Source organism: Leptolyngbya sp. DQ-M1 (assembly GCF_039962505.1).
Classification (GTDB): Bacteria; Cyanobacteriota; Cyanobacteriia; order Leptolyngbyales; family Leptolyngbyaceae; genus Leptolyngbya.
In genome coordinates this window covers 400,445-415,705 of record NZ_JAMPLJ010000004.1, presented here as the reverse complement: position 1 = coordinate 415,705, position 15,261 = coordinate 400,445, and the positions used below count along the sequence as shown (strand labels likewise).

Genomic DNA, 15,261 nt, shown 5'->3' with positions numbered 1-15,261 from the left:
CGCCATGATTATTGATGATCAATTCTATGATGTGATTATTGTCGGCACAGGCGCAGGAGGCGGCACTCTGGCGCGTAAGCTTGCTCCTACAGGCAAAAAGATTCTAGTTCTAGAGCGTGGCTTTTTCCCGGTGCGAGAAAGCTCCCAAACTCAGGACATCGAACTGTTTAAAAAAGAACAGTTTCACGCCCCGGAACAATGGTACGACGAGAATGGAGAGCCGTTTTATCCGCAAACCAGCTATTGTGTCGGCGGTAATACAAAGATCTATAGCGGAGTCTTGATGCGAATGCGCGATCGAGACTTTGAAGCCGTTGAACATCAAGACGGCATTTCTCCAGAATGGGGCGTAAAATACTCAGACTTCGAGCCTTACTACACCGAGGCTGAAAAGCTATACCAAGTTCACGGCAAGCTAGGCGACGACCCGACAGAACCCACGCACAGCGAAGACTATCCATTTTCTGAAGTTGCACATGAATCGCACATCCAAACCGTGTGTGATGGACTTTCCAAACAAGGCTTACATCCCGCTTATTTACCTCTGGGCATCAATCAGCAAGGGAGAACTGATGCCGAAGATACAGGGATTACTCCGATTCTAGACTATGAGAATGTGACGCTGAAGACTTCTGCTCAAGTTGTTTGTTTACATACCAATCCTTCTGGCACAGAAATCAAAGCTGTTGAAGCTAAGGTTGGTGAACAATCGTATCTCTTCCTTGGGCATATCATTGTGTTGTCTTGTGGTGCGATCAACTCTGCGGCATTGCTATTACGATCGCAAAACGAAAAGCACCCAAACGGCATTGCGAACCATTCCAATCAAGTCGGACGCAATCTAATGAAGCAACAGCTATCGGTTGTGGTGCAACTGATGGCAGACGCGAACTCTGGACTATTCCAGCGCACCCTTGGAATCAATGATTTTTACTGGGGCAATGGTGATTACACCTATCCAATGGGTCATGTCCAGAACTCAGGTGGCATCTTGCAAGATGTGATTTTTACCGAAGCACCTCCGGTTCTCTCTGCGATTTCGCGAGTGCTGCCCGGATTTGGAATTCGCCAATTGGCAACGCGATCGCTCGGTTGGTGGTTACAAACTGAAGACTTACCGAATCCCGACAATCGCCTCCGCTTTGTCGGAGATAAGCTGCACATCGACTACACCGCCAACAATGTCGAAGCACACGATCGCTTAGTCCATCGCTGGATTGATGCGCTCAAACAAGTCGAAGCTTCCCAGCCTTCAATGTTCAATCGTGCTGCCCATCCTCGCAGTGATATGCCGATTCAGGTAGTGGCGCATCAATGCGGCACCTGTCGATTTGGCGAAGATCCCAATACTTCCGTGTTAGATCTCAACTGTCGCGCTCATGAGGTTGATAATCTCTATGTTGTTGATAGTAGCTTCTTTCCATCGAATGCGAGTGTGAGTCCGTCGCTTACTGTGATGGCGAATGCGTTGCGAGTGGGCGATCACCTGGTTGAGCGGTTGAAATAACGATCGCGCCATAATAGTCCTATCGAGTTGGGGAATTGTCGATGTCTCAAGATCTGCTAAACGACGAAGACATCATCACGGAACTGGACATCAGCCATCTGACGATCGAGGACGATACCCCGGTGGACAACTTTCAATCTGAAGAACAGCAACGGCTCTTAGTCGAACCGCTCTATAGTTCCAGAGCGCTGTCCGCCCCCTTCCTAGCGGCTGCAAATGTTGGATTATTCTACAAGCTCAAGGGCGATCCGATCGTACCGGATGCGATGCTTAGCCTCGGAGTCCAACGTGCTGACTTCTCCGAACGGCGAAACCGCTCCTACTTCGTGTGGGAGTTTGGTAAAGTTCCCGAAGCTTGCATCGAGATTGTGTCTAACCAGGAAGGGGATGAAGTCACCCTTAGCCAGAAGTCTCGACAGAAAGGGAAAACGACGGCGAAAAAAGATATTTATGCTCAAATCGGTGTTCGTTGCTATGTGGTGTTCGATCCGCTTCAACAGATTCAAGCTGATATGAATGGGGCATTGCTGCGCGTGTGGGCGATCGCACAAAGCGGTTATGTGGAATTGACCCCCCCGGAGGGACTCTCCCAGCCGGGGCAATTTGTCTGGCTAGAAGCCGTTGGATTGGGTTTGTCGCTCTGGGAAGGACAGTTTGAAGACGAAGTGATGCGGCTGTGGTTGCGGTGGTGCGATCGTTCTGGTCAGGTGATTCCGACGGGAGCCGAAGGTCTAGAAATCGAGCGTCAACGCGCCGAAATCGAACGCCATCAAGCCGAAGCAGAACGCCAACGTGCCGAGACAGAACACCAACGCGCCGAACGACTAGCTGAGCGACTCCGGGCACTAGGGATTGATCCCGATGAAGGCTAGGGAAGAAGTAGCGATCGCACTCACGATCGCTACTTCCCACCTCAAAACTGAAACGTCGCCCAATCTGGCTCTCGTAAATATTCCGCCATGTTATTAAACTTGCGGAACTCTGCTTGATGAATCCAGAACTCATTATCGGGATAGTTGTCTAACCAGTCTTGGTTCAACTGATCAAACGTTTGACTTAATTGAGCGCGATCGAGATCCGGTGGCAGCTTGCCAAAATAACCCAGCGTAATATGTGGCGTAAAGTAATATTGCTGCTCGATGCCAATCTCGATTAGGTCTGGATTTTGATAAATGGATCGCCGGAATTTCAAAATCCGCTCGTATCCTGAACTATCCACCGTTGCCAGACAAACCGCGATCGCTCTTGCCATCACCATCAATCCGACCACCTGGAATCGAATCGCCTCTCCGATGCCAATCGGCTGAGACTGACGGAAACTACTCGCCACACGATCACGCAATCGCTCATCAAATCCCGGCGATTCTGCCGCATGAAGATATGCGCCATTCCAGATAAGATCCGCGACCGTCACATGAAAACTGTCTGCTGGAATCGGCGCAAACATCTCAGCCCCTAGCGTTTGGGCAATCCGATTCTGGTAATGTTTCAGAGACTCATAGAGACCCCGATTTTTGCCGTCTTCAGATCCAGGCGGCGTAATCACCGTGTAGCCGGGAAACGCAGTCGGAAGCCATACACCCTCCGGGGAGCGCTGAAACTTTGGGGACTTTTGGATGTGCTGCACCTGAGACTTGTAAGTGTCCGGCAGGGTTAACCGCATCACGCGATTGAGGAAAGTTTGATAATTCTCGTCCAATGTGCGATCGCCTCGCGCCGTAAATCGATAAATTAGAAATCCATTCTTAAATCTAACGGTAAAGTGTCATCCTACTACGAGAGATTTAATGATCGGGTATTACTCTAGGGCAGCGGGAAGCGAAGATCAGTATGGGGATTTACTTTTATTGGGGCGAGGATAGCTTTGCGCTCTCTCAAGCCGTGAAGCGCTTGAAACAAAAGACACTTGACCCAATGTGGGAAAGTTTTAATTTTGATAAATTCTCGTCGGATCAAAGTGATGCGATCGCTCAAGCGCTGAATCAGGCGATGACTCCTCCATTTGGTGCGGGGAATCGCCTCGTCTGGCTCTCAGAAACAACTCTAGCGCAACGCTGCCCTGAAGATGTCCTAACTGAACTCGATCGCACCCTCATCGCCTTGCCTGAAACGACAACGCTTCTATTGACCAGTTCGACCAAACCCGATGGACGACTAAAATCAACCAAACTGCTCCAGAAGTACGCGACCCTTGAAGAATTCGCCCTCATTCCACCTTGGAAAACTGAACTAATTAGCAAACAAGTGCAGCGAGTTGCACAGGAATTAGATCTGAAACTCACGCAAGGCGCGATCGACTACATTACCGAAGCTGTCGGCAACGATACGCGCCAACTTTACAGCGAACTCGAAAAACTCAAAATGTTCGCAGGTGAATCCAAAAAGCCGCTGAATGAAAGCGCGATCGCGCCGTTAATCACTGCCAGTACACAAAGTTCACTGCAACTGCTGACAGCAATTCGGCAGGGAAAAACAGCAGAAGCATTAGAGCTGGTGAGCGATTTACTGCGGCAAAATGAGCCAGCTTTGCGAATTGTGAGTACGCTGGTTGGGCAGTTTCGCCTGCGACTCTGGATCAAGCTGATGCTGGAATCAGGAGAGCGAGACGATCGAGAAATTGCTAAAGCTGCGGAGCTAAACAACCCAAAGCAGCTTTACTATCTCAAACAAGAACTCTTCTCAACTTCACTCACCCAACTGCAAAGCGCTCTACCCTTGCTGCTCAATCTAGAATTCAGCCTCAAGCGGGGTCACGATGAAACGATCGCCCTTCAAACCAAAACGATCGAACTGTGTCAAATTTTCCGAAGCCGCTAAACTTCATCGGGATCAATTCCCAGTGCTCTCAGGCGCTCTGCTAAGCGTTGCGCTTTTGATTCGGCTTCATCTGCTCTCAGACGCTCGTTTTCCGCTCGCTCTGCACCTGTCGGAATCACTTGCCCAGATCGATCGCACCACCGCAACCATAATCGCGTAATCTCTTCCTCAAACTGTCCTGACCAAAGCGTGAGACCTAATCCCACTTCCTCTAACCAAATCGACTGTCCGATCTGGGTGATTCCTTGCGGTGGTGTTAATTCCGTACACCGACCTGCAAAATTTGACCAGATTCGCAGTAAGGCTCCATTCATTTCGGTTTCACCCTGAATTTGTCGGAGCGGGTCAAACACCACATAGTAGGGAATGCGGATTTGGGAATAGAGATCTTTTTTAGTCATCGTCTTTCCCTTCTGCTGCGATTTTCGACTCAGAATCAGTTCATCGCCCTCTTGATTCGAGACAATTTCGATGCAAACTTCTGGCAGCTTGCCAAACTCCCACACAAAATAAGAGCGGTTCTCTTTTTGAGAAAAGTCCTCAGCACATTGCACATCTAAACTGAGCATGACATCGGGAACGACTGGGTCGCCCTTCAGCTTATAGAACAGCCCGACATTCGCCGCCACAAAAAACGGGGACGGTAACGCTTTAGAACTGTAGAGCGGCTCGACTAACAGCCGTTGCTGTTTTTCAGATTGAATATTGTCCACCGGCATATCGTCCTCGATCGTCAAATGGCTAATGTCTAGCTCCGTGACGATTTCATCAGTATTGAGAAGTTGACCCGTCATGAGTAGTCATCAAACTCGATAATTCATTATTGTCCAATCCTGACTGTAAATCGGGCGCATCTGAAAGTTGGGCAGTGAAGATCCGGGTGAACGGCGACAAAAATCATGGGAGTAGAGCCATCCGCTCGAACTTTTTTAACCTTCTTCCCGTTTTCTGGAACTTCTTGCAAGTAAAATAATTCAGATTCCTTGTACCTCTCTTGTGTGCTAGTTCCCCGAATGTCACACCGTCTTATGATGAACCGTGATCTCTCTTCTCTCTCTCGTTGGTTAATCAAACGCTCGATCGTGTTAGGAGCATTCTCCTCGATCGCAGTTTTAGCAGGCTGGGCACCGAATCTATCGGCTCCCTCGATCGCCCAGATGTTTGATTCTTCCGCATCGGCTCAGGAATCTTCATTCACTCGATATGTCCGTTCTGCAGTTGCCCTAGAACAACGCAGACAAGCCCTGCAAAGTCAACTCCAACAAGCCACAGGCGGAAATGTGCCCAGTGGCGTTTGCCAAAACATCAATCAAGTCAACGGAGGGGCGCGGGATCGAGTTCGTGGCTTGTGTCAGCAGTTTCGCCAGAGTTTTTACGATATTCTCGCAAGCCAAAATCCCAAACTCACGCCGGAAGAATTTAATTCGTTCCAAAGCCAAGTTGGAAGTCGTCAGATGTGCGATCGTGTTGCCCAAGAAGCTCGTCGCCTAAAGCTTGGTGAGATTAGCTGCAAAGACGCAAAATAGCAAACCTCTTTATCACTAAACACGGTAGAAGAAATCCCCTTCTAGCGTGTTTTGTATTAATTTACACGCCGTGGTTTAAATCGGAGTACGATCGCAACAGCGATTCGAGCAATGCAGAATGAAGACAGCAAAAACGGCGAAGCGGAATCATTCACACAGCACCGAAAGCTGGCGTAAAAATATCACCCGACTTAGAAGCTTATCTAAATCGGGTGGAAGATGAGATCGAGCTTATGGTTGCTCGACCACTAAAATAGGTACTTTAATTAGAATCCCATTGCTCCCGCAACCGCACTTAAATCAGGGTCAATTCCTTGCTTGAAGTTATTTTCGCTGAACTTGATTGCTGAATCCGGGTCTTTCAAACCGTTTCCAGTCAGGACACAAACGACAGTTGCCCCAGTTGGAACTTGATCTTTCACCTTTAGCAATCCTGCTACTGATGCAGCACTCGCAGGCTCACAGAAAATGCCTTCATTTGCTGCCAGCATTCGATAAGCTGTCAGAATTTCTTCATCAGTCACGGCATTAAAGCTACTTTGACTTGCATCTCGAACCGCGATCGCGCGATTCCAGTTCGCCGGATTCCCAATCCGAATCGCCGTTGCTAAGGTTTCTGGATGCGTAAATGGTTCTCCCTTGACCAGCGGAGATGCACCTGCCGCTTGGAACCCCATCATTTTTGGCAATTTCGACGATCGACCTTCCTGGTGGTACTGACAAAATCCCATCCAGTACGCGCTAATATTTCCGGCATTGCCCACCGGAATACAAAGCCAGTCGGGGGCATCACCCAAGACATCAACGACTTCAAATGCCGCCGTTTTTTGTCCTTCCAGACGATAGGGATTTACCGAATTGACCAAAGTAACGGGATAATTCTGAGACATTTCGCGCACGATTTCTAAGGCGCGATCGAAGTTGCCTTTAATCGATAAAACTTCGGCTCCATATAACAGCGCTTGTGCCAGTTTACCCAAAGCTACATAGCCATCAGGAATCAGTACAAACGCCCGCATTCCACCGCGACGAGCGTAAGCTGCCGCCGCTGCTGAAGTATTTCCGGTACTCGCACAGATCACCGCTTCTGCCCCTGCCTCCTTCGCCTTTGAGATCGCCATTGTCATACCGCGATCTTTGAAGCTTCCCGTCGGATTTAAGCCGTCGTACTTGACAAAAACTTGCACCTGACGACCGATCGCTTGCGAGATTGCAGGCACCGGGATCAAGGGCGTATTGCCTTCGTGCAGGGTCACAACAGGCGTTTGATCGGTTACGGGCAGGTAGCGTCGATAGCCGTGAATTAAACCGCGCCAGGGTTGGACTCTAGGCAGTTCTTCAGAGGGAGAGGGATTTGCAAGAGACAGGCGTAAGGTCACAGGAATCAATCTTTAGAGGGTGAAATACAGTGGCAATATTCTAGTGTACTGTGTTTAGCGGCTTCAAATGCAGCCAGATTTTAATCGTTAATCACCAGATTCTGTGATTTCGGAATTTCTTCTGGAACTGAGGGAATCTGCTATCGTCTAAAAGTGGATACCAGAATACAAACTTCTGTTAAGTTTGAGTTAAGATCTTCTGGTGGTGTGAGTAAGTACAAATTACTAATCAATATGAACGCTTCAAACGGACAACTTAGTAACACTGCGGTCTGCGGTTCTCAGCGGGGTGCATCTGAAATCACGAACACGTACTCGTGTAGCGTGGCTATCGCGCAGGAGAAGATCAAATTGCTCTATCCTGTTGATCAACAAGCCAAGTTCTTCGACCTGCAAGCGGAGGCTGATCTGCTCCTCAAACAGCTTCAAGCCCTCAAACAGCAGCGAACAGAGCAACCGGTTAGCCCAGTTTCATAGAGTTCCGAAGAGGTGAGAAATAGAGAGAAACTGTAACACTCTCTATTTCTCACCTCTTCCACTTTGAACGATATACTGATTCAGTCATTACTACGAACGTTTTAATATGCGATCGTTTTGGGCTGATCCGTATTTGTGGATTCATCTTGCAGGGATTGCAGCCGTGCCGCTGTCCCTGCTTGTTTGTTTATTAGGGCTGGCAGCAGGTGATCCGATTTTGCCGCCTTGGTTGGAACTAGGACTCGTTGCGATCGCGGGCATTGCGCCGATCGCCTGGATGCAGCTTCAAAAACCCTTCTATATCTATAGTCTGCTAGCAGTGGCGCTCCGTCCTTCTCAGCTAACCGAAGCACAAAGAAAGATTTTGGCAATGTTTGTCGCTCGTCGCAATCCGATCGCGGTTGGAGTTGCGGCGTTTGTTTTATTTCTGGCACTGAAGCAGATTTACGCAATCGCGCCGATCGCAGAAGCAATCACCCCGATTCCAGCTAGAGGCTCAGGGCTAATTGTGGCAGCGCTTGGATTTTTTGCAGCTAACTTATTTCTACAAGTGCCGCTTAGCGTTCTGCTGGTGATGCTATCGAGCGAGGCAGAAGTGGCGCAGATTCAGCCGATCGAGGTTGATCAGATTCCCAACCGTCTCTTCGTGTTCGGATTTCCGGTTAATGCGATCGTCCCGCCGCTTAGAGTGGATTCCACGACTTAAAAAGATCGTCTGGATTAGAGCAAATCGACTTAGGATAAAGAAAGGAACTTTACAGCAAAGCTCCGTCTCTATCTGCGATCGTCTCTGCTTAAAATCATGGCTTTTTTTCGTCAATACATTGCCCCGCTGATTGTCGTTTTGGTGTTTGTGTTCTCGCTGGTTGTCGTCAGTGCGCGGATTTTCCTGCCGAATGATATGGCAGCCCCCGCTCCGATCGAGGAAGCGAACCCGGCCAGCGATAAGGCTCAGATTCCTGATGCCGATGCAGTCGCAGGGTTACCGCCGAACCTTGCACCCTTTATTCAAGGGTTGCCCAACGATCCGACCCAACTCTAAAGGCAGTGACGGAATTCATTCCAGGGTATTCGCTTGAACGCGGCACAGGCTCTAGACGCGAACGCGATCGTCTACTAAGCTTTATGCAGTCTACCTATCGTGAACTCTTCAAGGGTGAATTTTCTCAGCTTGAAGACGCGATCGACCGATTTTTTTCACCCGAAACGCCGCTCGTCTGGGTGCAAGGATCGAATGAATCAAGCTGGAACCCGATCGCTGGACTGTGGCTCGGAAGCGCGATCGATCAGGGCAGTGGTGATCGACAGGCTCATATTTTGTTGCTGTATGTCATGCCAGATCATCGACGGAAGGGAATAGGAGCGGCGCTAGTGCGCTACGCTGAAACATGGGCAAAGTTACGCGGCGATCGGCAAATCGGGCTGCAAGTGTTTGAAACAAATTTGCCTGCACTCGGACTTTACCGCGTTCTGGGATACGAAACTCAGTCGCGGTGGATGACCAAATCGATCGAATAGCTGGATAAAATACTTCTTATGTATAGCGATGACGATTTAACCGTTCTAGATATTGAAGCGGATTTAGAAGACCCGTTGGATCACATTCCGGCGATCGCTGATGAAGTCACGCCGAAACCGGATGCGGATGCGATGTTGCCGTTGCTGGACGCATCCGATATTCAGCAGCGAATGCTAGCGGCGCGGGTGTTTTGCGATGTGCAGGACGATCGGGCGATTCCGCAGTTAATTACGCTGTTAAGCGATCCCTGTCCGCTGGTGCGAGTAAGTGCGGCGTATGCGCTGGGTCGAAATCCGAGTCCTGATGCGGTTGAGCCGTTAATCGATCGCTATCGTCAAGATTGGAATGGCTATGTGCGAAAAGGAATTGTCTGGGCATTGGGAAATTGTCGCGATCGCCGATCGCTCGATACGTTAATCGAGGCGCTGAAAACGGATATCTCTGCGGTTAGGTTGTGGGCGGCGAGTTCTTTGGCACAGATGGCAACGTTGGGATATGAGGTTGTAGTTGCGGCTGTACCGCCATTAATTGAGGCGTTGCGGCGCGATCCAGTGGCGGCGATTCGCAGTAATTGCGCGTGGTCGCTGGGTGAGTTATGTCGCGAAATGCCCTCGAATGTGGTGTATGCAACCGCGATCGATGCCTTGATTGAAGCGTTTGCGGAAGACGAAGATAGCGGAGTGCGTGAGGATGCAAAAGCCTCAATGCTGAAGGTTGGCGATGCACGAGGCTTGCAAGTGATTGAGACGCTAGAGCAAGAGGATTGGTTCTAGTCTGCGTTTTGAATCGCGCGGCAGCACTGTTCGATCGATTGCCTTTCCCGCAGTGCTGTCACAAGCGCATCGTAAGCCGCTTGATGGTTCTGCAAAAGCTCTTTGGCTCTGAGAATCGATAATCGCTCACGTTGGGGCAGCTCAGAAGCGGGAATGCCTAACTTCACTAACGTCTCGCGAAATTTTTGGAGATCGTCCGTCCCGCCCTCAGAATTTCCAAAGGCTAACTGCTCTGCCGCAATTCCCGCCATCCACACCGTACAATAACGCTCGATCAGTTGAGCCGACAGCTTGCCTTGCTTTAATTCCGATTCAAGTTCTTGCGTGTCAAACTGCACGCCGCCTTGCCCGGATCGACCTTGTCGAAAGGCTTCCCAAGCGTTCAAGGTATAGCTCACAACCGGAATTTCAAGCTGTTGCGCTGTAAGAAAATGTCCGGCTTCGTGGCGTAGAACGCGATCGCGATATTCCGGTGAAAAACTGGCGAACCAGTCGAGCGCGATCAAGCCAAACTTCCCCTGCAATTGAAACGCATCCAGCGTCGCCAGTCCCAGAATGCTGAAGGTTGCGATCGCGGGAACCGCAGGTGGAATGTGCAGCAGTGGACTGAGCAACGTCGAAAGCGTCATGCCAAAAATACCAATGGCAACGAGATTTAGAGCCGTTTGATTCATGGTGAGGGACTGGGAGAAGGGGAAGCTTGCTGTTGCTGAAACTCTTTGGATTTGTAGAAGGTTTCTAAACTGGCTTTATCTCCGACAAACCGCCAATGCCAAGGTTCATAAGTTACCCCCTGCTTGTTTCCTTTGGGAAAAGACAACTCAAAGTTAAATCGGGTAGCATTCTTGCTGAGCCACTGAAACGCGGGCGTTTTTTCAAAATCTGGACTGAGATTCGTGGCAGGAACATTGCCATCCCCGATGTCGATCGCATAACCCGTGTGATGTTCACTGTATCCGGGTGGGGCGCTCACTAAAGCCCGCTCCTGTAGCGTTTGCGATCGCTCTGCTTTGATCTCGAAATAAATTTGCTGTTGTTCGCTAATCGATCGAAATGCTGAAATCGGATTCAGAATGACTTCTTCTGCACGCGCTGCTGCCGCCATCTCTCGAAACGCCCTTGCAGCAGGACTCCGCATCTTCATGGCTCCATCGGCGCTGATGGGTTCTAACTCAGATTTTGGCGCTTCAGGATAGGCAAAATGATTGAGAAGGCGCTCATCTGCGGATTGGGGACTGAGCGAAGCAGCCGGAGAAGGAGATGCTGCGACAGTGGGATTGCTGCGAGTTTGTGCAGCTTGATACGCAAACCAGCCGCCTCCAGACAGCAGCGCGATCGTACCGAATCCCCCCAGCCCCCATAGCCAGGGAAGCAGTTGAGATTTCGGTTTAGCTAATTCAACCACCGTTTCACGTTCCGCGATCGGGATATCGTCAAACGATGGCGGATCCTGCTGCGACTTTCCCGGTTGGCTGGCGTTACTCAAAACGTCATCTCCTCAACGTTACTTTACATAGTATGTCAGGTGAACGAATGATCGCACATTAGAGACGCGCCAAGAAGCCGTAGTTCCCCGTACAACGCTGCCAATTATTGTCCTGTATACTGAACCCGATAAATCCGATTGTTTGCTTCGTCAGTAAATAAAAGACTGCCATCATTTAGAACGAGCAATCCAACCGGTCTACCCCAAGTCGTTGGGATTTTTGGATCAAGTAGAAATCCAGTGAGAAAGTCTTCGTACTGCCCTTGAGGCCGACCCTCGCTAAACGGCACGAACACGATTTTATACCCGGTTCCTTGTGAACGATTCCACGATCCTCGGAAGGCGACAAACGCACCGTTGCGATACTTTTCTGGAAAGGTATTGCCTGTATAAAAGCGCAGTCCTAATGCAGCAGAATGCGCCTCAAATAAAACATCAGGAGTGCGAGTCTTTGCCGCGAGATCAGGACGAGTGCTCTTACCATCGGCTTTCAGGTGACGGGGATCTAGACGATCGGGGCTGAGATAAGCGTAGGGCCAGCCGTAGAATGCGCCCGCTTCGACCTGAGTGAGATAATCGGGGACTAAGCCATCTCCGAGGTTGTCACGTTCGTTTACCGTGGCGAATAATGTTCCAGTTTGGGGGTTGAAGTCGAGTCCAACTGGATTTCTCAGCCCAGCGGCAAAGGTCTGCCGATCGCTCCCGTCTAAATTCATCACCTGAATCGAGGCGCGGGGTAAAGGTTCTTCATCGGCATTTGATCGCGATCCGACAGAAACGTAAAGCTTCTGTCCGTCAGGGGATGCTACAACATTTCTCGTCCAGTGCTGGTTATACCCTTGTCCTGGAAGCTCTGTAATTTTTTCGCCTCGTCCTGAAATTTGATTATTTACGTAGGGAAACCGTAGAACTGCGTCAGTGTTGCCGACAAAAAACGAATCACCTGCAAACGTCATTCCAAGCGGTAAATTTAATCCGTTTTCGGCGGTGGCAAAGGGTCTACGGCTAAACACAGCACCATCTCGGTGCTGAAGCAGCATAATCCGGTTTTGGCGAGTTTCAGTCACCAAGACCTCGCCGTTCGGAGTAAGTGCTAGCCAGCGCGGTCGATCGAGTCCTTCGGCAAAGACATTGACCGTGAATCCTGCCGGAACCCGCAGCACCGGATTGTCTGGAACGGGCACGACAGATGGAGGCTTTGAAGCTCTATCTGGCTGACTCGGCGGTGGAAGTTGCGCCAAATTCACTCGGAGCGGCTGCGGTTCAAGCACTTCTGTGCGAATTGTGCGGCTTGGGGTAGAAGAAGCCTGTGCGGGTCGAGGCTCGCTTCCCGTTTCAGAAGGTTGCGTTGTGCAGGCACTTAATGCTGCGATCGCCAGCAGCATTGCAGCGAAGGCACTTTTAGAAGAACGAATCAGCATGAAGGCAGGAAAACAGTGCAGTTTCTAGCGTACAGATAGAAACACAATTTGACATCTTTGACGAGGTAGATGTTGCTAATCCTGAAGCCTTTTGCAGAACTGATTGGGAATCGCACATAAACCGCTCAACAAAGTGGGGATTCTTCTTGCATTCTTGCCGGTTCCCCGATACGATGAGAATCGAAGAAAAATACGTAAACATTAGCGACAAACCGTAGAATAAGGAGAACACAATGAAGGGTTGGCGGTTCCAGACACAGTGGGCGAAGACTGCCCAAAGATTTCAAGCATTTTGGACACCGCGATCGCTACGCAAATCAGTCTCACTCTTTATGATTGGGGTGAGCTTGAGCTTTGCGATCGCGGCTTGCGGGGGTGGCAATGATGCTTCAACGCCTGCTGCTGGAGGAAATGCCAGTCCGGTTTCCAATTCAGCAAAAGATGTTGAATTGACGCTAGTAAGCTACGCGATTCCGAAAGCGGCGCACGATGCAATTATTCCTAAATTTGTCGAGCAGTGGAAAAGAGAGAAAGGTCAAAACGTTACCTTTAAGCAAAGTTATGGGGGTTCTGGTTCTCAAACCCGCGCGGTGATCGACGGTTTAGAAGCCGACATTACGCATTTGGCGTTAGCCGCCGACACCGAGAAGCTGGTCAAAGCTGGACTGGTGAATTCAGGCTGGGAAGCCAGAGTGTCGAATAATGGCACGGTGGCGAAAACGGTAGCAGCGATCGTCGTGCGTCCCGGCAATCCCAAAAATGTTAAAACCTTCCAAGATTTGACCCGCGATGATGTGAAATGGGTCACGGCTGATCCGAAAACCTCAGGTGGCGCACGCTGGAATTTCCTAGTGTTGTGGAATGATGCCCTCAAACGCAACAATAATGATGAAGCGAAAGCGAAAGAGTTTGTGACTCAGGCCTACAAGAATGTGGCAGTGTTGGCGAAAGATGCTCGCGAATCAACTGACGCTTTTGCGAAACAAGGTCAAGGGGATGCGTTGATTCAATATGAAAACGAAGTCATTCTGGCGAAGCAAAAGGGAGAAGCGCTCGATTATGTTGCGCCCGACGTGAATATCTCGATCGATACTCCGGTGGCTATCGTGGATAAAAACGTAGACAAGCATGGAACCCGCGAGGTGGCTGAAGCCTTTGCAAAGTTCTTGTTTACTCCCGAAGCCCAGGCTGAATTTCTCAAGCTCGGCTTCCGTCCGCTCGATAGTGCTGCTGGAACGAAAGCGGATACGGCAAAACTGCCTCCTGTAACGAAATTGTCATCCATTCAGGATTTTGGTGGCTGGAGCAACGTGCAGACGAAATTCTTTGAAGATGGCGGCGTATTTGATCAGACGCTCGCTGCCTCCAAACAATAGTAGAGTTGATAGTTGATCCGCGATCGCGAAGCGTAGTGTAACTCTCGCTCTTGACGATCGCGGAATTTCTCATTTGGAGTGATTGATGATGGTTGCTTCCAGTCCTACAGGATCTGAGAAAGTCCCAGTTTGGAAAATGATGGTTCGATCGATTGTGCAAGCTCCATGGACGTGGCGCATCATGATCGGGTATCTCGCCGTGATGCTGTTTGTGCCTGTTACCGCAATGTTCTTAAGGGCATCGACGGTTGGCGTGGAGAGATTTTGGCAAATTGCGACCAGTCCGATCGCGCTTGCTACGTATGACATTACGTTTACAACTTCACTGATTGCAGCATTAATCAATGGTGTGTTTGGCACATTGATTGCTTGGGTGTTAGTTCGCTATGACTTTCCGCTCAAACGATTTATTGATGCGTCGGTTGATTTACCGTTTGCGTTGCCCACTGCGGTAGCGGGGTTAACGTTAGCCACGGTTTACAGCGAGAATGGCTGGATCGGTTCGCTGCTTACACCCTTTGGAATCAAAGTCGCATTCACACGATTAGGAGTGGGAGTTGCGATGATCTTTATCTCATTACCGTTTGTGATTCGCACCGTGCAGCCTGTACTCGCTGAAATGGAAAAAGAAATCGAGGAAGCGGCTTGGAGCTTGGGCGCGTCAGATTGGCAAACGTTTCGGTATGTGATTCTGCCGCCGTTGTTGCCTGCAATCATAACGGGTGTGGCGCTAGGATTCTCGCGTGCAGTCGGTGAATATGGCTCAACGGTGATCATTGCTTCAAATACACCGTTTAAAGATCTAATTGCGCCTGTGTTAATTTTCCAGCGTCTTGAGCAATACGATTATGCGGGCGCAACTGTGATCGGAATTGTGTTGCTGTTTATTTCGTTAGTGATGCTGTTGGGCTTGAACCTCTTGCAAGCTTGGGGTCGTCGCTACGATACAGGTTCTTCAACTCGACGAGTAGGACATTAAT

17 protein-coding genes are annotated in these 15,261 nt (G+C 49.8%); 11 read left to right on the top strand and 6 right to left on the bottom strand.

The genetic code is table 11. From position 1 onward, the window contains the following. Positions 1–4 precede the first annotated feature (4 nt). On the top strand, positions 5–1,507 hold the full coding sequence (locus tag NC981_RS15260) for a GMC family oxidoreductase (protein WP_348243729.1): 1,503 nt from the start codon (positions 5–7) through the stop codon (positions 1,505–1,507). Positions 1,508–1,548: 41 nt separating this feature from the next. Continuing rightward, positions 1,549–2,379, top strand: coding sequence for a Uma2 family endonuclease (locus NC981_RS15255; protein WP_348243728.1), 831 nt, complete (start codon positions 1,549–1,551; stop codon positions 2,377–2,379). Positions 2,380–2,420: 41 nt separating this feature from the next. On the opposite strand, the gene NC981_RS15250 is transcribed toward NC981_RS15255, so the two are convergent. Further along, entirely contained in the window at positions 2,421–3,206 is a 786-nt protein-coding gene (locus NC981_RS15250; RefSeq protein ID WP_348243727.1) for a DUF1868 domain-containing protein, read from the bottom strand. A 131-nt stretch (positions 3,207–3,337) separates the two neighbouring features. Here NC981_RS15250 and holA point away from each other — a divergent pair, with 131 nt between their 5' ends. After that, positions 3,338–4,324 carry a DNA polymerase III subunit delta gene (holA, locus tag NC981_RS15245; protein ID WP_348243726.1) on the top strand — a complete coding sequence of 329 codons (987 nt, stop codon included), beginning with the start codon at positions 3,338–3,340 and terminating at the stop codon, positions 4,322–4,324. On the opposite strand, the gene NC981_RS15240 is transcribed toward holA, so the two are convergent. Next, positions 4,321–5,118, bottom strand: a complete 798-nt coding sequence (locus NC981_RS15240) for a Uma2 family endonuclease (RefSeq protein ID WP_348243725.1) — start codon at positions 5,116–5,118, stop codon at positions 4,321–4,323. The two genes, holA and NC981_RS15240, sit on opposite strands and share 4 nt — an antisense overlap. Before the next feature lie 219 nt (positions 5,119–5,337). On the opposite strand from NC981_RS15240, the gene NC981_RS15235 reads away from it, so the two are divergent. Further along, positions 5,338–5,850 carry a DUF4168 domain-containing protein gene (locus NC981_RS15235; protein WP_348243724.1) on the top strand — a complete coding sequence of 171 codons (513 nt, stop codon included), beginning with the start codon at positions 5,338–5,340 and terminating at the stop codon, positions 5,848–5,850. Positions 5,851–6,116: 266 nt separating this feature from the next. Here NC981_RS15235 and thrC read toward each other — a convergent pair whose 3' ends face one another. Further along, on the bottom strand, positions 6,117–7,184 hold the full coding sequence (gene thrC / locus NC981_RS15230; protein ID WP_348243949.1) for a threonine synthase: 1,068 nt from the start codon (positions 7,182–7,184) through the stop codon (positions 6,117–6,119). A gap of 279 nt (positions 7,185–7,463) precedes the next feature. On the opposite strand from thrC, the gene NC981_RS15225 reads away from it, so the two are divergent. From NC981_RS15225 to NC981_RS15205, 5 genes are all read left to right on the top strand, one after another. Next, complete coding sequence (locus NC981_RS15225) at positions 7,464–7,706, top strand: hypothetical protein (RefSeq protein ID WP_348243723.1); 243 nt, start codon at positions 7,464–7,466, stop codon at positions 7,704–7,706. A gap of 106 nt (positions 7,707–7,812) precedes the next feature. Next, a complete protein-coding gene (locus NC981_RS15220) occupies positions 7,813–8,412 on the top strand; it encodes a low-complexity tail membrane protein (RefSeq protein WP_348243722.1) in 600 nt (199 codons plus the stop codon). A gap of 96 nt (positions 8,413–8,508) precedes the next feature. Further along, complete coding sequence (locus NC981_RS15215) at positions 8,509–8,748, top strand: hypothetical protein (RefSeq protein WP_348243721.1); 240 nt, start codon at positions 8,509–8,511, stop codon at positions 8,746–8,748. A gap of 5 nt (positions 8,749–8,753) precedes the next feature. Further along, on the top strand, positions 8,754–9,224 hold the full coding sequence (locus tag NC981_RS15210; protein WP_348243720.1) for a GNAT family N-acetyltransferase: 471 nt from the start codon (positions 8,754–8,756) through the stop codon (positions 9,222–9,224). A gap of 18 nt (positions 9,225–9,242) precedes the next feature. Further along, positions 9,243–9,998 carry a HEAT repeat domain-containing protein gene (locus NC981_RS15205; protein ID WP_190377782.1) on the top strand — a complete coding sequence of 252 codons (756 nt, stop codon included), beginning with the start codon at positions 9,243–9,245 and terminating at the stop codon, positions 9,996–9,998. Here the strand turns inward: NC981_RS15205 and NC981_RS15200 are convergent. The 3 genes from NC981_RS15200 to NC981_RS15190 form a co-directional block, all read right to left on the bottom strand. Continuing rightward, positions 9,995–10,672 (bottom strand): ATP-dependent Zn protease, encoded by a 678-nt coding sequence (locus NC981_RS15200; RefSeq protein ID WP_348243719.1) that lies wholly within the window; start codon positions 10,670–10,672, stop codon positions 9,995–9,997. The two genes, NC981_RS15205 and NC981_RS15200, sit on opposite strands and share 4 nt — an antisense overlap. Beyond that, complete coding sequence (locus NC981_RS15195; RefSeq protein ID WP_348243718.1) at positions 10,669–11,484, bottom strand: M15 family metallopeptidase; 816 nt, start codon at positions 11,482–11,484, stop codon at positions 10,669–10,671. The genes NC981_RS15200 and NC981_RS15195 overlap by 4 nt, the downstream gene beginning before the upstream one ends. 104 nt (positions 11,485–11,588) lie before the next feature. Continuing rightward, on the bottom strand, positions 11,589–12,905 hold the full coding sequence (locus NC981_RS15190; protein WP_348243717.1) for a sorbosone dehydrogenase family protein: 1,317 nt from the start codon (positions 12,903–12,905) through the stop codon (positions 11,589–11,591). Positions 12,906–13,138: 233 nt separating this feature from the next. Here NC981_RS15190 and NC981_RS15185 point away from each other — a divergent pair, with 233 nt between their 5' ends. Beyond that, positions 13,139–14,281, top strand: coding sequence for a sulfate ABC transporter substrate-binding protein (locus tag NC981_RS15185; RefSeq protein WP_348243716.1), 1,143 nt, complete (start codon positions 13,139–13,141; stop codon positions 14,279–14,281). An 85-nt stretch (positions 14,282–14,366) separates the two neighbouring features. Further along, positions 14,367–15,260, top strand: coding sequence for a sulfate ABC transporter permease subunit CysT (gene cysT / locus NC981_RS15180; RefSeq protein WP_348243715.1), 894 nt, complete (start codon positions 14,367–14,369; stop codon positions 15,258–15,260). Position 15,261: the final 1 nt, after the last annotated feature.